20 protein-coding genes are annotated in these 19,535 nt (G+C 65.3%); 14 read left to right on the top strand and 6 right to left on the bottom strand.

All coding sequences use genetic code 11. The annotated features are described in order from the left end of the window. Positions 1-8 precede the first annotated feature (8 nt). The 10 genes from AC5P6A_RS07800 to AC5P6A_RS07755 all read left to right on the top strand — a co-directional run bounded on the left by AC5P6A_RS07800 (position 9) and on the right by AC5P6A_RS07755 (position 10,115). A complete protein-coding gene (locus AC5P6A_RS07800; protein WP_329843131.1) occupies positions 9-1,130 on the top strand; it encodes a glycosyltransferase in 1,122 nt (373 codons plus the stop codon). Then, positions 1,127-2,236, top strand: a complete 1,110-nt coding sequence (locus tag AC5P6A_RS07795) for a glycosyltransferase (RefSeq protein WP_329843133.1) — start codon at positions 1,127-1,129, stop codon at positions 2,234-2,236. The genes AC5P6A_RS07800 and AC5P6A_RS07795 overlap by 4 nt, the downstream gene beginning before the upstream one ends. A 24-nt stretch (positions 2,237-2,260) precedes the next feature. Next, on the top strand, positions 2,261-3,295 hold the full coding sequence (gene galE / locus AC5P6A_RS07790) for a UDP-glucose 4-epimerase GalE (protein ID WP_329843135.1): 1,035 nt from the start codon (positions 2,261-2,263) through the stop codon (positions 3,293-3,295). Positions 3,296-3,457: 162 nt separating this feature from the next. After that, the gene (amaB, locus tag AC5P6A_RS07785; protein WP_495222280.1) at positions 3,458-4,990 is read left to right on the top strand and encodes an L-piperidine-6-carboxylate dehydrogenase; all 1,533 of its coding nucleotides are present in this window, start codon (positions 3,458-3,460) and stop codon (positions 4,988-4,990) included. Between the two features lie 40 nt (positions 4,991-5,030). Continuing rightward, a complete protein-coding gene (locus AC5P6A_RS07780; protein WP_180877249.1) occupies positions 5,031-5,840 on the top strand; it encodes an SDR family oxidoreductase in 810 nt (269 codons plus the stop codon). A gap of 161 nt (positions 5,841-6,001) precedes the next feature. Beyond that, complete coding sequence (locus AC5P6A_RS07775) at positions 6,002-6,286, top strand: DUF4190 domain-containing protein (protein ID WP_180877250.1); 285 nt, start codon at positions 6,002-6,004, stop codon at positions 6,284-6,286. Between the two features lie 4 nt (positions 6,287-6,290). Further along, positions 6,291-7,061: a class I SAM-dependent methyltransferase gene (locus tag AC5P6A_RS07770; protein ID WP_180877251.1), complete on the top strand. Its 771-nt coding sequence runs from the start codon at positions 6,291-6,293 to the stop codon at positions 7,059-7,061. Between the two features lie 8 nt (positions 7,062-7,069). Beyond that, complete coding sequence (locus tag AC5P6A_RS07765; RefSeq protein ID WP_049483210.1) at positions 7,070-8,125, top strand: quinone-dependent dihydroorotate dehydrogenase; 1,056 nt, start codon at positions 7,070-7,072, stop codon at positions 8,123-8,125. 8 nt (positions 8,126-8,133) lie between these two features. Then, entirely contained in the window at positions 8,134-9,195 is a 1,062-nt protein-coding gene (murB, locus tag AC5P6A_RS07760) for a UDP-N-acetylmuramate dehydrogenase (protein WP_026347177.1), read from the top strand. 32 nt (positions 9,196-9,227) lie between these two features. Further along, positions 9,228-10,115, top strand: coding sequence for a DMT family transporter (locus AC5P6A_RS07755; RefSeq protein WP_019661359.1), 888 nt, complete (start codon positions 9,228-9,230; stop codon positions 10,113-10,115). 118 nt (positions 10,116-10,233) lie between these two features. Here AC5P6A_RS07755 and AC5P6A_RS07750 read toward each other — a convergent pair whose 3' ends face one another. The 3 genes from AC5P6A_RS07750 to AC5P6A_RS07740 form a co-directional block, all read right to left on the bottom strand. Next, entirely contained in the window at positions 10,234-11,238 is a 1,005-nt protein-coding gene (locus tag AC5P6A_RS07750; protein ID WP_180877252.1) for a phosphotransferase, read from the bottom strand. 99 nt (positions 11,239-11,337) lie between these two features. Continuing rightward, positions 11,338-12,372, bottom strand: coding sequence for a DUF418 domain-containing protein (locus AC5P6A_RS07745; RefSeq protein WP_164144307.1), 1,035 nt, complete (start codon positions 12,370-12,372; stop codon positions 11,338-11,340). Beyond that, positions 12,369-12,959 (bottom strand): TetR/AcrR family transcriptional regulator, encoded by a 591-nt coding sequence (locus AC5P6A_RS07740; protein ID WP_111103734.1) that lies wholly within the window; start codon positions 12,957-12,959, stop codon positions 12,369-12,371. Before AC5P6A_RS07740 ends, AC5P6A_RS07745 begins: the two co-directional genes overlap by 4 nt. 142 nt (positions 12,960-13,101) lie before the next feature. Here AC5P6A_RS07740 and AC5P6A_RS07735 point away from each other — a divergent pair, with 142 nt between their 5' ends. Beyond that, positions 13,102-13,527 (top strand): DoxX family protein, encoded by a 426-nt coding sequence (locus tag AC5P6A_RS07735; RefSeq protein WP_188249773.1) that lies wholly within the window; start codon positions 13,102-13,104, stop codon positions 13,525-13,527. Here the strand turns inward: AC5P6A_RS07735 and AC5P6A_RS07730 are convergent. Next, positions 13,500-14,303, bottom strand: a complete 804-nt coding sequence (locus tag AC5P6A_RS07730; RefSeq protein WP_495222279.1) for an APH(3')-II family aminoglycoside O-phosphotransferase — start codon at positions 14,301-14,303, stop codon at positions 13,500-13,502. The two genes, AC5P6A_RS07735 and AC5P6A_RS07730, sit on opposite strands and share 28 nt — an antisense overlap. A 90-nt stretch (positions 14,304-14,393) precedes the next feature. Here AC5P6A_RS07730 and AC5P6A_RS07725 point away from each other — a divergent pair, with 90 nt between their 5' ends. Together AC5P6A_RS07725 and AC5P6A_RS07720 are read left to right on the top strand one after the other, a co-directional pair. Further along, a complete protein-coding gene (locus tag AC5P6A_RS07725) occupies positions 14,394-15,110 on the top strand; it encodes an SDR family NAD(P)-dependent oxidoreductase (protein WP_495222278.1) in 717 nt (238 codons plus the stop codon). 96 nt (positions 15,111-15,206) lie between these two features. Then, positions 15,207-17,153 carry an EAL domain-containing protein gene (locus AC5P6A_RS07720; protein WP_495222277.1) on the top strand — a complete coding sequence of 649 codons (1,947 nt, stop codon included), beginning with the start codon at positions 15,207-15,209 and terminating at the stop codon, positions 17,151-17,153. Here AC5P6A_RS07720 and AC5P6A_RS07715 read toward each other — a convergent pair. After that, positions 17,150-17,761, bottom strand: coding sequence for a TetR/AcrR family transcriptional regulator C-terminal domain-containing protein (locus AC5P6A_RS07715; RefSeq protein ID WP_134731411.1), 612 nt, complete (start codon positions 17,759-17,761; stop codon positions 17,150-17,152). The genes AC5P6A_RS07720 and AC5P6A_RS07715 overlap by 4 nt on opposite strands. A gap of 104 nt (positions 17,762-17,865) precedes the next feature. On the opposite strand from AC5P6A_RS07715, the gene AC5P6A_RS07710 reads away from it, so the two are divergent. Continuing rightward, complete coding sequence (locus AC5P6A_RS07710) at positions 17,866-18,942, top strand: MBL fold metallo-hydrolase (RefSeq protein ID WP_134731409.1); 1,077 nt, start codon at positions 17,866-17,868, stop codon at positions 18,940-18,942. A gap of 38 nt (positions 18,943-18,980) precedes the next feature. Here the strand turns inward: AC5P6A_RS07710 and AC5P6A_RS07705 are convergent, their stop codons facing one another. Next, a complete protein-coding gene (locus AC5P6A_RS07705) occupies positions 18,981-19,478 on the bottom strand; it encodes a helix-turn-helix transcriptional regulator (protein ID WP_483716782.1) in 498 nt (165 codons plus the stop codon). Positions 19,479-19,535: the final 57 nt, after the last annotated feature.

Here is a 19,535-nt window from a genome sequence, read left to right as displayed (position 1 = left end):
GATGCGCCATGAATACTCCCGACCTCTCATCAATCAAGGTTCTGATGATCACGGCCCGCGCCGACCACGGCGGCGGGCCACGGCATTTGGAATTGCTTATGCGTGACGGCGCGGACTGGATCATGCCATACGTGGCCTGCCCTGATGACAAGCCCTATTGGGCCCGATTCAACGAAATTGCTGGTGGCCGAATGTTCCGCATTCCCCACAGAAAGTTCGATTTTCGTCAGGCCTGGCGCTTGGCTAGGTATGCGCGCCGCGAAGGAATTGACATTGTGCACGCACATGGCAAGGGCGCGGGACTGTATGCCCGATTTATTTCCGCAATGGCGAGGATTCCAGGCATTCATACCGCGCACGGAATTCACGTCGGAGAATACGGCCGAATCAGCAGAAAGCTCTATAGCATTTATGAGAATGTGAGTTCACTCTGGGTGAACCACGTAATTCACGTATCAGACGAAGAAAGAGCGCAGGCGCAGATGATGGGGTTGTGGCGAAAGCGGCCATCGACCGTAATACCCAATGGTGTGACAAGCCACGAACCAAGTGAAATCAACGACATGCGCAACCGAGCGCGCCGAAAGTTGGGCGTACAGGACAGTAAGCCCATCGTCGTCACCGTCAGTCGATTCGATTATCAGAAGAACATGCCGGAAGCATACGCCATTGCAAAAGCTCTTCCGGAAATGCATTTCATCTGGATCGGCGCCGGCGCCGACTCGCCGAGACTGGAAGAGCGCGCCACATCAGAGGGAGTGTGCAATATCAGATTTCTCGGCCAGGTTGATAGTCCTCTGGATTGTTTGGCGGCTGCAGATGTCTATCTCTCAACTTCGCGCTGGGAGGGCCTTCCTTTGGCAGTACTGGAGGCAATGTCTCTGGGCATTCCTTCTGTTCTTTCGAACGTGACTGGCCATGTCGAGCTTGTCCGTACCCATGGCGTAGGACTTCTCTACTCACTGGGAGATGTCGAATCAGCCTCCGATGCATTGCAGCGCGTTGCATATGGGGAATCACTCAGGAATGAACTCTCGAAGCAGGCTCTTCACTCGCAGACGCGTGAGTTTTCATCAAAGGCCGTCGCGACGGAGACCGCCACCATTTACAAGAAAGTACTGAAAGCATGAAAGTAGCGATCATTCACTACTGGTTCGTTACATGGCGTGGCGGCGAGAAGGTAATTGAGCAACTACTCAAGCTCTATCCGGACGCCGACATATTCACGCACGTCGCAACACCGGAGATAGAGCATAAGTATCTTGCCGGCCATCGGGTGCAGAAAACTTTTGTATCCAGACTACCTTGGGCTCGAAAGCGCTATCAGAAGTATCTTCCATTCATGCCCATTGCTTTGGAGCAGCTGGATCTTACCGAATACGATCTCATCATCTCGAGCGAGTCCGGGCCCGCGAAGAACGTCATAACGCATCCTGATGCAGTGCACATCTGCTATTGCCATAGCCCAATGCGGTATGTCTGGGACATGTATCGGCTATACCTCGCGGATGCTGGATGGCTGACCAGACTGGTGATGCGACCGCTGATGCACTACATGCGCATCTCCGACTCCGTCTCAGCCTCTCGCGTTGATCACTTCATTGCAAATTCGAATTTCATCGCACGCCGTATAGACAAGTGCTACCGGCGAAGCGCTGAGGTGATTCGCCCTCCAGTTGAGGTGGATGACTTTGAAGCCCGCGCCGAGAAGCAGGACTATTATCTCCTCCTAGGCCAATTGACTGCTTATAAGAAGGCGGACTTGGTTATGGATGCATTCCTACGCAGCGGGAAGCGTTTGGTCATCATCGGCGAAGGCGAGCAGCTGGCAGCTTTGCAGGCACGCGCAACGGATCGAGTCATCGTTCTTGGGCGGCAACCGTTCCCTGCACTGAAGGAGCACTTGGCCAATGCGAGAGCTTTGGTGTTTCCTGGCGTAGAGGATTTCGGCATCGTCCCGCTTGAGGCGATGGCCTCCGGAACTCCCGTCATCGCATTTGCAAAAGGAGGCGCGCTCGAGACAGTTGTAGAAAGTGACGACCCCGACGTGGCCACGGGATTGTTTTTCCACGAGCAATCCGTTGAAGCGATCAATGATGCTATCGCTCGTTTTGAGGCGCGTCCAAGGCCCATTTCGGCTACCGCATGCCGTGCCAGGGCTGAGAAGTTTGGGCCTGATCGATTCAGGGAAGAGCTCTCGTCTTTCATCCAGGCAAAGATCCGCAAGGAAGCCTGATCCAATTAGCCTTTAGGGAAGAATATGAAGGTTCTCATCTGCGGCGGCGCCGGCTACATCGGCAGCCACATGGCCCAGTACCTGGCCGAAGCCGGCCACTCCGTAACCGTGCTCGACAACCTGTCCACCGGTCACCGCGACGCCGTCCGCTGGGGTGAACTGCTGGAAGCCGATCTGCTGGCCCCCGAAACACTCGAGCGCGCCCTCCAAGGCCGTCACTTTGACGCCGTGATGCACTTCGCCGCACGTTCGCTGGTGGGCGAATCGGTTTCCGCTCCTTACACCTACTACGCCAACAACATCACTGGCACACTCAACCTGCTGGAGGCCATGCGCCGCCACGACATCGATCGCATCGTGTTCTCTTCAACCGCTGCGGTATTCGGCAATCCGCAGTCGGACGTGATCGATGAGGACCACCCCAAGGCGCCCATCAACCCCTATGGCGCCAGCAAGCTGATGGCAGAGCGGATCCTCGCTGACGCAGCCACCGCCTACGGCCTGCGTTCGACCTGCCTGCGCTACTTCAATGCCGCAGGCGCCCTGCCCGACCACGGCATCGGCGAGGCGCATGCCTGCGAAACCCACCTGATCCCCAATGTCCTGCGTGCCGCATTGGGCATCGGCAACGCCATGAAGGTGTTCGGCGATGACTACGCAACGCCCGACGGCACCTGCGTGCGCGACTATGTACACGTGCAGGACCTGGCCCAGGCACACGCACTGGCTCTTGGGTACATGGAGCACACGCCCGGCGCGCACGCCTTCAACCTGGGCAATGGTCGGGGCTTCTCTGTCCGCGAGGTCATCGCCGCTGCCGCAGAGGTGAGCGGGCGAAGCATTCCATTCGAGTTGGCGGACCGCCGGCCGGGCGATCCAGCCAGCCTGGTCGCCTCCTCCACCCGCGCTCGGCAACTGCTGGGTTGGCGACCCATATGGACCGAGCTGGCGCCGATCATCGACAGCGCCTGGCAGTGGCATCGCAACCCGCCCGCATGGTCGCCGCAGCCAGCCATTCCTGACACCGCGCGCAGCCTGGACGAGGCCCTGCCTGCCTGAACAGGCACCCCGTCCAGAGATGGCCTATCGGTGCGGCCCCACCCACCCCGCACCGCACCAAAGCCTAACCACCACCCTCTGCTACCATCGGCGGTTCTGTTCATCGCGCCCCCCACCTGCCCGCGATGGCGCCAAACAACGTAACGAAACACAGGAGTCTGCATGTCTTCCGAGCTGCTCAAGTCCCTTGGCCTGGACGCGATCAACGCTGGCACGTACCTGGGCAACGGGGAGTGGTCGAGCGCGACCAGCGGTGAGCTGATCACCCCGGTCAACCCGACCACCGGCGAGCCGATCGCACAGGTCCGCGCGACCACCGAGGCCGAGTACGAGACCGTCGTCGCCCGCGCGCAGGAAGCCTTCAAGGTCTGGCGCACCACGCCTGCCCCGCGCCGCGGTGAGGCCGTGCGCCTGTGCGGCGAAGCGCTGCGCAGGCACAAGGATGCGCTGGGTTCGCTGGTCGCCCTGGAAATGGGCAAGAGCAAGCCGGAAGGCGACGGCGAAGTGCAGGAGATGATCGACATCGCCGATTTCGCGGTGGGCCAGAGCCGCATGCTGTACGGCTACACCATGCATTCCGAGCGCCCCGGCCACCGCATGTACGAGCAGTACCACCCGCTGGGCCTGGTCGGCATCATCTCGGCCTTCAACTTCCCGGTCGCGGTGTGGAGCTGGAACTCGTTCCTGGCCGCCATCTGTGGCGACGTGTGCATCTGGAAGCCGTCCAACAAGACCCCGCTGACCGCCATCGCCTCGCTGAAGATCTGCAACGAGGCACTGCGCGAGGCCGGCTTCCCGGACATCTTCTTCCTGATCAACGATGCCGGCACCGCGCTGTCGGAAAAGATGGTCGATGACCGCCGCGTGCCGCTGATCAGCTTCACCGGCTCGACCCAGGTCGGCCGCACCGTCAACGAGAAGGTCGCGCGCCGCCTTGGCCGCTGCCTGCTGGAACTGGGCGGCAACAACGCCATCATCCTGGACGAAACCGCCGACCTGAAGCTGGCCGTGCCGGGCATCGTGTTCGGTGCGGTCGGCACCGCCGGCCAGCGCTGCACCACCACCCGCCGCCTGATCGTGCACCGCTCGATCTACGCCGACGTACTGGCCACCCTGGTCAAGGCCTACAGGCAGGTGGAAGGCAAGATCGGCGACCCGACCGATGCCGCCAACCTGATGGGCCCGCTGAACAGCGAAGGCGCCGTACAGCAGTTCCTCGATGCCATCGCCCAGGCCAAGGCCGCCGGCGGCACCATCGAAACCGGCGGCACCCGCATCGACCGACCGGGTAACTTCGTACTGCCCGCCATCGTCTCTGGCCTGAAGAACAGCGACGCCGTGGTCCAGCACGAGACCTTCGCGCCGATCCTGTACGTGATGCCGTACGACAGCATCGACGAAGCCATCGACATGCAGAACGGCGTGCCGCAGGGCCTGTCGTCCTCGATCTTCACCCAGAACCTGAAGACCGCCGAGAAGTTCCTGTCGGCCGCCGGCAGCGACTGCGGCATCGCCAACGTCAACATCGGCACGTCCGGTGCGGAGATCGGCGGCGCCTTCGGTGGCGAGAAGGACACCGGCGGTGGCCGCGAATCCGGTTCGGATGCGTGGAAGGTCTACATGCGCCGCCAGACCAACACCATCAACTATTCGGATTCGCTGCCGCTGGCCCAGGGCATCAAGTTCGACCTGTAACGCTTTCTGTAGTGCCGGGCCATGCTCGGCAGGATGTGCAATGAACACCGCAGGAAATGCAGCCGAGCATGGCTCGGCGCTACAGCGTGGCAAGCCGGTGATTGATTTCACCGGCCGCCGCGTGCTCATCGCCGGTGGCAGCAAGGGCATTGGCCGTGAGATGGCGCTGGCATTTGCCGGCGCCGGTGCGCGGGTCTCGGTCTGCGCCCGCGGCCAGGCCGGCCTGGATGCCCTGCGTGCCGATGCAAAGGTACAGGGCGTCGAGTTGCACACGTTTCCTGCCGATCTGGGCGAGGCCAACCAGATCCAGGCCTGGCTGCAGGCTGCCGCCGATACACTCGGCGGCATCGACGTGCTGGTCAACAACGCCACCGGCTATGGCATGGCCGATGACGAGGGCGGCTGGGCCGCCAGCCTGCAGATCGACCTGATGGCGGCGGTACGGGCCTCGCGCCTGGCACTGCCGTGGCTGCGCGCATCCAGCGATGCCTGCATCCTCAACCTGTCCTCGATCGCCGCCCAGCAGCCGCGTCCCTGTGGCGCGCCCTACGCTGCCGCCAAGGCCGCGCTGTCGCACTACACCACCTCGCAGGCACTGGCGCTGGCCAAGGACCGGATCCGGGTCAATGCCATCGCCCCGGGCTCGATCGAGTTCGATGACGGCCTGTGGGACCGCCGCCGCACCGAAGACCCCGCCCTGTACCACGGCACCCTGGCGAAGATCCCGTTCGGCCGCTTCGGCCACCCGCGCGAGATCGCCGACGCTGCCCTGTTCCTGTGCTCGCCGCTGGCGCGCTGGATCACCGGTCATGTGCTCAACGTGGATGGCGGCCAGGTGTTGATGGGCTGAATCTGTAGAGACGAGCCCATGCTCGGCTTGCACGCAAGACGCGGTCGATCCCGCATCAGCCCAAGGGGGCAGCCGAGCATGGGCTCGGCTCTACAGGGCACTGCCCATGGGATTGCCCGGGCAGAGGCACTATCATGTGCACACTGCCAAGGAGGACCCCGATGAGCGTGGCACCCCGACAGACAAGCGCCCTGGCCGTGGTCAGCCTGGTCATGGGCATCGCCAGCTGGACCGTCCTGCCCTTCGTGGCCAGCATCGTGGCCATCATCACCGGCCACATGGCCCGCGCCGAGATCCGCCGCCGCCCGCTTGAACTGGAAGGCGATGGCATGGCCGTCACCGGCCTGGTGCTGGGCTGGGTGATGGTCGGCGCCGTGATCGCCGCCATCCTGGTCTTCATCCTGTTCTTCGGCGGCCTGGCGTGGCTGGCGGCAGTGTCGAAGTGACGCCATGACTGCCTCCGACAGCACTGAACGCTTCAGCAGCCGCGTCGCCGACTACGTCCGCTACCGGCCCGATTACCCGCCCGCCCTGTTGGAGTGGCTGCATGGCCCGATGGGCGTCAGCCACGAGGCCGTGGTCGCCGACATCGGCGCCGGCACCGGTATTTCCAGTCGCGTGTTCCTGGCCAGCGGCCATCCAGTAGTCGCGGTTGAACCCAACGCCGCCATGCGGGGCGCGGCCGAGGAATGGCTGGCACCGCAGTACACGCAGTTCCGTGCGGTGGACGGCCGCGCCGAGGCCACCACACTGAACGATGCCAGCATCGATCTGGTCAGCGTCGCGCAGGCCTTCCACTGGTTCGACACCGTGGCGGTGCGCGCCGAGTGGCAGCGCATCCTGCGCCCGGGTGGCCTGGCACTGATCTACTGGAACTCGCGCCTGCTCGATGCCAGCCCGTTCCTGATCGGCTACGAGCAGCTGCTGCTGGACTACGGCACCGACTACACCGCCGTTGCCGAGCGCTACCAGGACGACGCCACCATGCAGGCGTGGTTCGGCCCCGGTCTGCGCGGCATGGTGGAGCTGCCGAACGTGCAACATCTGGATTTCGACGCCCTGCGCGGGCGCCTGCTGTCCTCCTCCTACGCACCCCAAGCCGGTCATCCGCGCCATGCGCCGATGATCGCCGCCCTGCAGGACCTGTTCGCCGCCCACGCGGTCGACGGCCAGGTTGCTTTTGAATATCGAACCCGAGCCTTCCTCGGCACGCTGGACTGAACCGACGCATGTATTCGCTTGCCCGCCCCTTCCTGTTCTCGCTCGACGCCGAGCGCGCCCACGGCCTCGGCCTGTCCGCACTGGACCTGGCCTATCGCACCGGCACCACGCCGCTGCTGGCCGCACGCATCGCGCCGATGCCGAGCACCGTGTTCGGGTTGACCTTCCCCAATCCGGTCGGCCTGGCCGCCGGCCTGGACAAGAATGGCGAGCACATCGATGCATTGTTCGCGCTGGGTTTCGGCTTCGTCGAGATCGGCACCATCACCCCGCGTCCGCAGGCCGGCAATCCGCAGCCGCGCCTGTTCCGGCTGCCAGCGCACAACGCAATCATCAACCGCATGGGCTTCAACAATGCGGGCGTGGACGCGCTGGTGCGCAATGTCGAGCGCGCGCGCAACCGCCGCGGCCTGCTCGGCATCAACATCGGCAAGAACAAGGACACGCCCAACGAACAGGCCGTGGACGATTACATCGCCTGCCTGGACAAGGTCTATCCGCTGGCCGACTACATCACCGTCAACATCTCCTCGCCCAACACTGCCGGCCTGCGTGAACTGCAGGAGGAAACCGCGCTGCGCCAGCTGGTCAGCCAGTTGCGCGACCGCCAGGAAGCACTGGCCGCGCAGCATGGCCGCCGCGTCCCGATGCTGGTGAAGGTGGCGCCGGACCTGAGCGAGCGCGACATCGATGCCGCCGCCCGCGTGCTCGGCGAGCTGCAGGTGGACGGCGTGATCGCCACCAACACCACCATCGACCACAGCAAGGTGGCAGGCGATCCACTGGCCAACGAGGCCGGCGGCCTGTCCGGTGCGCCGGTGCTGGAGCAGTCCACGCTGGTGCTGCGCCGCCTGCGTTCGCGCCTGCCCGAATCGGTCCCGCTGGTCGGTGTCGGCGGCATCCTGTCCGGTGCCGATGCGGTGGCCAAGATGGCCGCCGGCGCGGCGCTGGTGCAGTGCTACAGCGGCCTGATCTTCCGTGGCCCGGCGCTGGTCTCCGAATGCGTGGAGGCGATCCGTCGCCGCCGCGAAGCGCCGAGCCGCGGCGCGGTGGCCCCACTGTGAGCGCGCCCATGGATACCGTCGATGGCAACGCCCCGCTGCGCTGGACGCTCACCCGCAATGCGCCGCTGCAGGCGCTGAACACCTTCCACGTGCAGGCCAGCGCCGCGCAGCTGCTGGAACTGCACGATGCCGCACTGCTGCCGGACGTGCTGGCGCTGCCCGAGGTGGCCAGCGGCCCGCTGCTGGTGCTGGGCAGCGGCAGCAACGTACTGATCGCCGAAGACCTGCCTGGCACCGTGCTGGTGTTCGGCAACCGGGACATCAGCTTCCTGGAGCACCGCGCCGACCATGCGGTGATCCGCGCCGGCGCTGGCGTGTCCTGGCATGGCCTGGTGATGTGGTCGCTGCAGGAAGGCCTGTCCGGCCTGGAGAACCTGGCGTTGATTCCCGGCACGGCCGGTGCCGCGCCGATTCAGAACATCGGTGCCTATGGCGCGCAGGTCGGCGAGTTCATCCAGGCCGTTGAAGCCTGGGACTGCCAGGAGCAGGCCTGGGTGCGGCTGGACAACGAACAGTGTGGCTTCGCCTACCGCGACAGCGTGTTCAAGCAGCAACCCGATCGCTACCTGATCACCGCCATCGAGCTCAGGCTGCCGCTGCTGCACGACCTGCGCATGGACTACGCCGGCATCCGTGAGGAACTGCAGGCACAGGGCGTGGAGCTGCCCAGTGCCGTGGACGTGGCCAATGCGGTGATCGCGATCCGCCGCCGCAAGCTGCCCGATCCGGATGTGCTGGGCAACGCCGGCAGCTTCTTCAAGAACCCGGTACTGCCACTGGAACAGGTGGACGTACTGCTGCAGCACTTCCCCGAGCTGCCGGTGTTCCCGGCCGAACAGGACGACAAGCGCAAGGTCTCTGCGGCCTGGATGATCGAGTCCTGCGGCTGGAAGGGCTTCCGCGAAGGCGATGCCGGCGTTGCGCCGAGCCACGCGCTGGTGCTGGTCAATTACGGCAACGCCACCGGTGCTGAGCTGCTGGCGCTGGCGCGACGCATCTCGGCCTCGGTGCTGGAAAAGTTCGGCGTGCCGATCGAACCGGAGCCCCGCCTGCTCGGCGCACAGTGGTGAACACCCCCGCCCTCTCCCCCAGCGCCACCCCGATGCGGGCGGCGCTGCTGATGCTCGGCAGCACGATGGCATTCGGCCTGATGGCCGTCGCCATCCGCTACGCCACCCGGTACGTACCAACCCAGGAAGTGGCGTTCTTTCGCAATGCCTTTGGCCTGCTCGCGTTGCTGCCGATGCTGCTGCGCCCCGGCCATGCACCACTGAAAACGCAGCAGCTGCCGCGTTATTTCGTCCGCAGTGCGATTGGCCTGGGTTCGATGCTGTGCGCATTCTGGGCACTGGGCCATCTGCCACTGGCGCAGGCGGTTTCCCTCTCGTACTCCACGCCGTTGTTCGTCACCATCGCCGCCGTGCTGTGGCTGGGCGAGACCGTGCGTGTACGCCGCTGGGCTGCGGTGGTGGTTGGATTCATCGGTGTGCTGGTGATCGTGCGCCCCGGTACCGCCGGCTTCACCGCGGGCAGCCTGGTAGCGGTGGCAGCCGCCGTGCTCAGCTCATTGGTGGCGATCCAGATCAAGCAGCTGACCCGTGTCGACAGCGCTGACACCGTGGTGCTCTACACCTACGTGTTCTGGGTGCCGCTGTCGCTGGTCCCGGCACTGTTCGTCTGGGTCTGGCCCTCCGGCATGGCGTGGCTGTGGCTGCTGGCCACCGGCGTGCTCGGCACCGTCGGCCAGCTGTTGTGGACCCGCGCGCTACGGCTGGGCGAAGTCTCCGCCCTGACCCCGATCAGCTTCCTGCAGCTGCCACTGGTAACGCTGTTCGGCTGGCTGCTGTTCAACGAAACGGTGGACCGCTGGACGATCATCGGTGCCGGCATCATCCTTGCCGCGAACGCCTACATCGCCCACCGCGAAGCCGTACTGTCGCGGCGTGCCGCAAGTGCAGCGGCCTCGGCAGCGGCCAAGCCCGCCGAGTAGATCCACGCCACACGTGGATGACGCTGCACTCCTCTGTAGAGCCGAGCCTACGCTCGGCTGCTCTTCGCGCCTCCACCGTTGACTGAGCGCGCAGGGTTCATCCACGCATGGCGTGGATCTACAGTGCGCGATACACCCGCTCCGCCGCATCGAACACATTGCCCGGCGCGAACTGCTCGCCCAGATAGTGCAACGACTGCCGGCGCAACTGCGGCGAACGCTCCTCGCCATCGCTGCCCAACAGCACCTGCTGGAACTCGATCAGGTCCTGCAGGATGCGCCAATGCCGGTACCAGGCGATCCAGCGCGGATCGCCGCGGTCGCTGCCGTAGCCCTCCTCGAAGCCCAGCGGATTCTCGCGCCCCCAGCGCCCACCAACCGCCGCACCAATGAACATCAGGTCGCGCTCGCGCGGGGCCAGCGAAAGGCCGTCCCAATCGATCAGGTGCAGGCCCCCGTCATTGCCCATCAGCAGGTTGCCGGCATGCAGGTCGGTGTGACATAGATACAGATCTACCGGTACGTCCTGCAATGCCACGAGCAGCCCCCGTGCCTGCGCATGCAGCGCCGCGATGCGCGCATGCTGCTGGTCCCATACCGAAACAAATGCGCGGCCCAGCCCGTCCTTCGCGGCCGCCAGGCCTTCGCCGGCCAGCCATTGACCGACCGTCTCCAGCGCCGCGGTTTCCAGCCGTACGATCGGCAGCGCCTGCTGCAGTTGCGCTGGCAGTTGCGCGCCGTGCAGGCGCCGCAGTACCTCGCCCAACCGCTTCCACTGCGTGCGGCTCAACGCCGCCTCGAATCCGGACTGCCCTTCCACATAAGGGAACAGGGTGAACTGCAGCCCCCACCGCTGTACCGATGCGCCGCCGGTCAATGCTGGCCACGGCGCAACGATCTCATCGATACCCAGCGTGCCGCGCAGCCAATGCAGGCTGTCCCACACCGCTGGGGCGACCTGGTAGGTGCGGCATTTCAACCACCACTGCCCGTGCCGCGCATCGACGCGATACACGCTGGCATTGGCGTCGGCACCCACCGGGCGTGGCACCACGGCGGTGGCAGTGATGCCATAGGATTGTTGCAGGACTTCGCCGAGATGCTGCGCCGAAGCGAATGACATGGATGCAAGCGGAAAGTATTGCCTGCTGCCACTATCGCAGATGCATTCGCCGCGACACAGACATGTCCGTCACAACATCAGCTCGCCGCGACCAGAGAACTAGCCTGCGATGCGTCGCATCACCATCTCCAGCGGGCCGCGTGCGAACTGCCACGACCACAGCCAGGCCGCGCCCGTCGCCAGCATCAGGAACAGCATCGCCCACAGCAGCACCGATGCGAGCGACGCGCTGCCATCGAGCAGGCCCAGGCTTTCCAGCGTGCCCATGCCCAGCAGGATGTGGCCCACGTACAGGGTCAGGGTCATGCGCCCGGCCGCGGTGAACGGCTCCAGCCAGTCCCCGGGTTGCACACGCGTCAGCCACAGGCAGGCGGCAATGACACTGAACGCTGCGCCCGCACCCGTGAGTACGTAGGCCGGTCCCGGCGGCATCGGTTGCGTTCCCAGCCACACCTGCCAGGGCGTTCCCTGCGCAAGCTGCTGAACGCCATGGCCGGCCGCGATCAGCAGCAGCCCCAGCACCAGCAATGCTCGCTGCACCCGCGGTTGCGACAACTGAAGGCGTGCCAGCAGCATCCCCAGCAGGAAGAAGCACAGCCACGGCAGCAGCGGATGGAAGCCGTTGAACAACAGGTTGCGGGCCGCGCCCGGCCATTGCCACAGGTCTGCGTATTCCAGCGTCTGCCAGTTCCATCCCTGGCTGTAGTCCCAGTGCAGCAACGCCCAGAACGAACACGCCGCCAGGCCCACGATGCTGGCCAGCAACACCCGCGGCGACGCACGCAGCCACACCACCGCCAACGCGAAATACACCGCGTAGTAGTGCAGGATATCGGCCGGGAACAGAGTCAGGTTGAGCAGGCCCAGCACCATCAGGAACAGCGCGCGCCTCCAGGTCTGCACGCTGGCCGGCCACCACCCCTGCCGCTGCGTGGCCAGCACCAGGCCAAGACCGGCCAGAGTGACGAACGTCGCCGAGGCTTTGCCTTCCAGCAGATGGAAGAACCCTGCCAACCAACCCTCACCCTCTGCCGGCACGGCCATCGCCAGGCGGAAGTTGACCAGCACCATGCCGGCCAAGGCCAGGTAGCGCGCCAGATCAAGGCCGTGCAATCGCCGGTCAACGGCACTCATGCGCGTGCCCCGAGCAGCAGCGCGAGCAGGCCAAGATCCAGCGAGGCCTCATCGATGCCATCGGCTTCGCCCAGCCCCCGACGCAGCGCATCGCTTTCAATGGCATCCAGCAGCACCTGCGCCTGCAATGCCGGGGCCAGCACGGGACGCCGACGTTCGCGCCGTGCCACCTGCTGCAGGGCTTCGGCCAGGGTCGCCTGCAATTGCCTGCGATTGGCCGCAAATGCCTCGGCCACGGCCGGATTGCGTGCGCTCTCGGCCAGCACTTCGACGGCAAGCGTCGCCCATTCCGGCTGGCGGCACAGTGCGTGGAAGTCCTGAAGGAAACCCAGTACCTGTGCGCGCTCGCCTTCGGACGCGGCCAGTCGACGCAGCAACGGTGCCAGTTCTTCGCTCTCGGCCACTGCCACTGCAAGGATGATCGCTTCCTTGCCCGGGAAGTGGTTGTAGAGGTTGCCCAGGCTGACGCCAGCCGCTTGCGCGATGTCACGCATGCTGGTCTGGTGGAATCCCTTGGCGAGGAAGCACCGCAGGGCCGCCTGCAGGATCAGGGTCACGCGCTGCTCATTGCGGTCGATTCGGCTCATGCCACAAGCATGAACGAACGTTCGTTTATTTTGTAGATGTCGACCTGGCCACCATCGGGCTTCGTTCAGGCAGCCTTGACCTCAACTGCGGTTGAGGCCCGATGCTGCGCGACCTGTTCCATGCCCAACCCGGAGTTCCTGCATGCCACGGATGATCACCACCCTGCTCGACAGCCGCGTGCTGTGGTTCCTCGCCCGGCTGCTGCTGGCCGTGGTGTTCCTGTCCTCGGGCCTGGCCAAGCTGCTGGCGTGGGACAACAGCGTGGCCGAAATGCAGGCGGCCGGGCTGCAACCGCCTGTGCTGTTCAACCTCGCCAGCGCGGTGGTGCTGCTGGGCGGCGTACTGTGCCTGCTGCTTGATCGCCTGCTCTGGCTGGGCAGCGGCGCGCTGGCAGTGTTCATGCTGCTGACCATCGCCGTCGTGCATACCTTCTGGACCAAGCACGGCGCGGAACAGCAGCTGGCCCTGTTCTTCGCGCTGGAACACTTGAGCGTGGTCGGTGGCCTGATCTGCGCGGCCATCGCCAGCCATGCGCGGGCTCAAAAGAACTCGTCGAGCAACCGGTAGAACGCCAGCCGACGCTCGTCGGCCACCGCGCCATAGCGCTGGAACAACGGCGCCACCCAACGCGTGTCGCCGAAGTTGTGGACCAGGCTGCGCGCGGCCAGCGCCAGGTCCTGGTAGCGGTCCGCCAGGCCCAGTCGCCCACAGTCGATGAACCCGCTGAAACGCCCCTCGGCCACCATCAGATTCGGAAGGCAGGCATCGCCATGGCAGATCACCAGATCTTCATGATCGGGACGGGTGCTGCACAGTTCAGCGAAGACCTGCTGTGGACTCTGGCCCAGGCGCTCATCATCGAAATCATCGGCATCCACCAGGCTCGCTTCGACGCGGGCCTGCGCGGCCTCCAGGCGCGAGGCCAGTCGCTGGTCGAACGGGCAGGCTGCCACCGGCAACGCATGCAGCCCGCGCAGCGCGTCGGCCAGCAGTTCCACCAACTGCTGCGGCGCGAGTTCCGGCGACGAAGCCAGGTCGCGGCCGGGCAGCGCGCTCATCAGCAACCAGCGCCGGCCCGCTTCTTCGGCGGTGGCAATCACTGTTGGCGCCGGCAGTCCCTGTGCCTGCAGCCAGCGCAGGCGCGTGATCTCATCGCCCAGCTCACTGAAGGCGTCGATCACTTCCGACTTCAGGAAGGCGTCAGCCTGCCCGGGACGATGCACCCGCGCGACATCCGCACGCGACACGCCGATCGACTGCCGATCGATGCGCGCATCGGCCAACGCTTCCTGCCACGCCCGCGGCAGCGGCAGGCCATCAGTGAAGGGATCGGGTGCTCCCATGTCGGGATGCTCCTGTTGCTGGGGACCCTACGGATTCTCGCCGATCCCGAAGCACACCGCCCAGCAGAGCGCGCAATGGAAGGAAGCAACATGAAATTGATGGTCATCGGCGCCAGCAGGGGCCTGGGTCGGGCATTCGTGGAAGGCCTGTGCAGTGCGGGCGACACCGTCATCGGCGTTTCGCGCAGCCGTCCGCGCGACTTTGAATGCCCAGAGGGTGTCACCCTGCAGTGGATCGAGGCCGATCTGTCCCAACCCACCCTGGCTGCCAATCACATCGCAGCGCAGGCACCGGCCGATCTGGATGTGCTGATCCACAACCTGGGCATTTGGGAAGAGACCGCCTTCAGCGACGAGTACGCCTTCCTCGACGAGAGCGATGCCGCGCTCACCCAGCTGGTCGATGTCAACATCACCGCGACCCTGGTGCTGCTGCAGCGCCTGCTGCCGCGGGTACTGGGCGCACCACGCCCGCAGCTGGTGCTGACCGGCTCGACCTCGGCGCTGCCACGCAGCGGCCGCCCGGAAGTGGCGTTCGGCGCATCCAAGTTCGCGCTCAACGGCGTTGCCGATGCACTGCGCGAGGGCTTCCGCGATCGCCGGCTGGCGGTGACCAGTCTGCAGCTGGGCTACCTCAACACCGACGATGCACTGTCGGTGCCGGTTGCAGAGGCCGCAGCGCGCGGCGACGGCGAATTAGTGCCCGTGCATGACGTCGTTGCGATGGTGCGCGCGTTGCTGCAGTTGTCACCGTCCGGCTTCGTGCGCGAACTGGTGCTGCCGGCCATCGCCGACCCGCGCTACTGACTGCAGAGGCCTCGGCCCGGGGCCCTTGGTGGCCGCTCGGGCGCCTGTGGTTTACCCTGCTCCTCACTGGCCGTCGGTCACAGGCGGGAACCTGCTATGGATGCGCTTTCACGGGTCTCGGCCCAGGTCCTGGACAGCGGCCTGCCCAGCCTGCCGCTGTACCTGCTGCAGGCCACGGCGGTGATCGGCATGATCGGCGTGCTGCTGATCGCCACCCGCCGCGCCGGCCACGCCATTGAAGGCCGCCGCCTGTATGTGGGCGTGGCACTGGGCCTGATCTACCTGTTCAATTCCTGGTTCGTGGCCCGTTACACCCAGGGCGTGGTCAAGCTGCACCTCGGCTTCGACATTCTGCTGGTCAGCGGCCTGCTCGGCGGCTGGCGCGGTGGCCTGGTGTGCCTGGGCGCCAGCCTGCTGGCCCGCTACCAGTTCGCCGGCACCCAGTACTTCCTGCCTGCCGGCCTCGAGGCCACGCTGCAGATGCTGGCCGGCGTCTGGCTGCGCAGGCGCCTGCACCCGCACATGCTCAATGAACTCTCGCTGCGCATGATCCTGCAGGCCTGGGGCGTTCGTGTCGTCGTCACTGCGTTGGGCTTGGCACTGGGCGTAGCAATCATTGGTGCCAACCAGCTACCCGTGGAGGAGCTGGCAATCCAGCGGCTGCTGGCACTACCACTATCGCTGCTGATGCTCGGCGCGGTGTTCGCACTGGTCTACAACGATGCGCAGATCGATGCCCAACGCCAGCGCGAACAGGCCTGGCTGCGCATCGATCCAATCAGTGGCCTGCCCAACATGCGTGCGCTCGGCGAACGCCTGCAGCATTACTGGCGCGACAACGACGGCATCGGCAAGGCCTGCCTGATCGTGGCCGAGATGGGCAACCTGCGCGACCTGCGCCTGCGCTACGGTCCGCTGCAGGACAACGGCCTGTGGCAGCGCGACAGCACCGAAGAGGTGCATCGGCTGCTGCCCTCGCTGCCGGCCGGGCAACTGGAGATCTACCAGTTCGGCGATGCCGCGCTGGCAATCCTGGTGCGCGACCTGTCCTTGTCCGAACTACGTACGCAACCGCAGATCACCGAGCTGGCCAGCAACCTGGCCGAACGGGTGGGCCGCGATTGGCCGGGTTTCCGCCCGTTGTTCCGTTGCGCGGTAGTCGAACTCAAGCCCCCCACCGATACAGACGACGGTCACCTGCCGTTCCGGGCGATCACCCTGACGATGAGTGCGATCGAATCGGGCGTCGTGTTCTTCGACGACCCGATCCAGCGCGACAGCGAGATCGACACCCTGATTGAAGTCGCCCTTGATCACTGGCTGCAGCAGGGCGACGCCCCGCTGTGCTACCAGCCCAAGCATCGCCTGCAGGATCGCCAGCTGGTCGGCGCCGAAGCGCTGCTGCGCATGCGCGATGGCGAAGGCCGGCCGATTGCACCGATGCGGGTGATCTCGCTGCTGCGCCGGCAGGGCCGGCTGGCAGACCTGGAATGGGCCACACTGCAGTCGGCGGTGCACTTCCTGCAGCACTGCCGGCAGGACGGCGCGGCGCTGACCATCGCAGTCAATGTGTCAGCCGAATCCCTGCGCCTGCCCGACTTCGGCCTGCGCCTGCAGGAGCTGCTACAACTGCGTGACATCCCCGGTGCGATGCTGCGCCTGGAGATCGTCGAATGGACCGAAATCGTCGAGCGCGACGTGGTCGATGCCAACATCACACAGCTGCTGGCAGCCGGGGTCACCCTGTCGCTGGATGATTTCGGCGCCGGCTATTCAACCCTGATCCTGCTTTCGCAGCTGGCCATCGCCGAGGTCAAGATCGAGCAGGCACTGATCGCCACGCTGTCCGACGCCAAGTCACAGTCGATCGTGCGCTTCATCGTCGAGGTCGCGCACCGCTGCGGCGCGATCGTGGTGGCCGAAGGTACCGAAACCCTGGCGCAGGAGCAGAAGCTGCGAGCCCTGGGCGTGGATGTCGGCCAGGGCTATCTGTACTCGGCGGCGCTGCCGGCCGACGAGTTCCGTCGCTTCGCCGCCAGCTAGACCGCGTAGAAGCCCAGGAACATCGCCACCGCCGATTCGGCCACGCGCGCACGTTCCTGCGCGGTCAGCGGTGGCTGCCCCATCGTGACCTGCGGCCAGAACGCAAAGCTCTTCACCAGGCCGTGCAACTGGTGGCCGGCAAAGTCCGGATCCACCTCGCGCAGGCGGCCATCGGCAATTGCTGCGCGGATCCAGGCACTCTCGCCACTTTCCTTCTCGCCCATGCGGCAGACGATGGCCTGCGCCCGCTCCGGTGAGTGGATGACCTCGGCCATCGCCACCCGTGCCAGGTCGATGAAGTTGGCATCGCTGAGCAGTTCCAGCTTCTGGCCCAGCAACTGCAGCAGCTGCGCCTGCAACGGCTGGTCCGCGCGATACGGCAGTGCGTCGCTGGCCACGCTGCGTTCCCACAGCTCCTCCAGGATCATCGAAAACAACGCTTCCTTGCTCGGGAAATGGTTGTAGACGGTGCGCTTGGAGACCCCCGCCGCCTCTGCAATGCGGTCCATGCTGGTCGCCTCGTAGCCCGATGCACGGAACTCCTCCACCGCCGCGCGCACGATGGCATCGCGTTTACGGTCGGTCAGGCGTTGCGGGGCACGGGGCATGGCGGGAACCGGATAACTGAACGGACGCCACCATTTTACACCCATCAGTGTACTTTTGAAAAAGACGAAACTACACTGTGCAGTGTACCCAGCGGACGTCACCCATGAAGCGCCTGCTCCTTGTCCTCCTGCTTGGAATCCTCGCTGTGACCGCCTACACCTTCTGCAAGTCCTGGTCCCTCCCCGACTTCCCCGATTCGCCGCAGTACCGTGATGGCAAGTTCCGCAATGCCCTGCCCCGTCCGGCGATGGGCCTGCGCGACGGTGCGGAGATCTGGTGGACGTTCCTGTTCAACAAGCCCAAGGGCACCGTCCCGGCCCACCCCATTCCGGTGCAGCCGCTGGACCGCGCCACGCTGGACGCCGCGCCGGACCGCAGCCTGTTCCGGCTGGGGCACTCCACGATCCTGCTGAAGCTGCGTGGCCAGTACTGGCTGACCGATCCGGTGTTCTCCGAGCGCGCCTCGCCGGTGCAGTGGATGGGCCCGGCGCGCTTCCACGCACCGCCGATCAGCATCGACAAACTGCCGCCCATCGCCGGCGTGATCCTCTCGCACAACCACTATGACCATCTCGACCATGCCGCGGTAATGCAGCTGGCTGGCAAGACCGCGCGCTTCATTGCACCGCTCGGCGTCGGCGACCAGCTGATTGCCTGGGGTGTGGACGCCAGCAAGGTCGAACAGCTGGACTGGTGGCAATCGACCGAGGCCAGCGGCCTGCGCCTGACCGCCACCCCGGGCCAGCACTTCTCCGGCCGCGGCCTGGGCGACAGCGACCGCAGCCTGTGGGCGTCGTGGGTGATCCAGGACGACGACTTCCGCATCTTCTTCAGCGGCGACACCGGCTACTTCGACGGCTTCAAGGCCATCGGCGAGAAGTACGGCCCGTTCGACCTGACCATGATCGAGACCGGCGCCTATGATCCGCGCTGGGCGTTCGTGCACATGCAGCCGGAACAGACGCTGCAGGCGCACCTGGACCTGCGCGGCAAGTGGCTGCTGCCGATCCACAACGGCACCTTCGACCTGGCCCTGCACGCATGGCAGCAGCCGTTCGAGCGCATCACCGCATTGGCGGCCGCGAAGAACGTGCCGGTGGCCACGCCGATGATGGGCGAAGCGCTGGACATGCAGGCGCCGCAGGCGGGTACGCGCTGGTGGGAGACGGTGGAGTTGTAACGCCTCGCTTTCCGGGTGGGTGCCGGCCGTGGCCCGCACTACACCTTTGGCTGCAACCTGCGCCCTTCGCGGGCCAGGTTGAGCTGCAACGCCGCGGTAGCAAGCTCCGCCATTTCCGAGGTGACTTTCCCACTGCCGCGCGCCTGCAGCCAGTGGAGGATGTCAGCCAAATGCCAGATCGACGTCGTCCCTTCGTGGACCGGTGAAGGAAATGACTGCGGGTTGGCCAGCATCAGCTTGCGCATGTTCTGGCGCGATACCCCCAACAGGTCCGCCACATCGGTCAGCCCCACCAGATCGGGGCTTACTTCGACCAGCTCGGCCCCCGGCACGGCACGCTGTACATCGCCCAATGCCGACGCCAGGGCAGCACCGGCATTGTCAGCCTCACGACAGAATGCCAGCGCCATCCGGCCGGGTCGCCCGATGCCCAGCAGCGCATCATCGCAACCCGTTTCCACAAGTCGCTGCTCCAGCATGCCGCCATCGTCGTACGCGTCCGGTAGGCGGTACTTGAGGGTGAAATTGAACTCCATCATCTGCCCACCTCGTTTCGGCTCGCACCGTTTCTCATTGCTCACGGCTGCAGTTCT

This window comes from Stenotrophomonas sp. YJH_SMC_20 (assembly GCF_059367845.1).
Note: the sequence above shows the minus strand (reverse complement) of the source record. Positions and strands in the feature narration are given on the sequence as shown.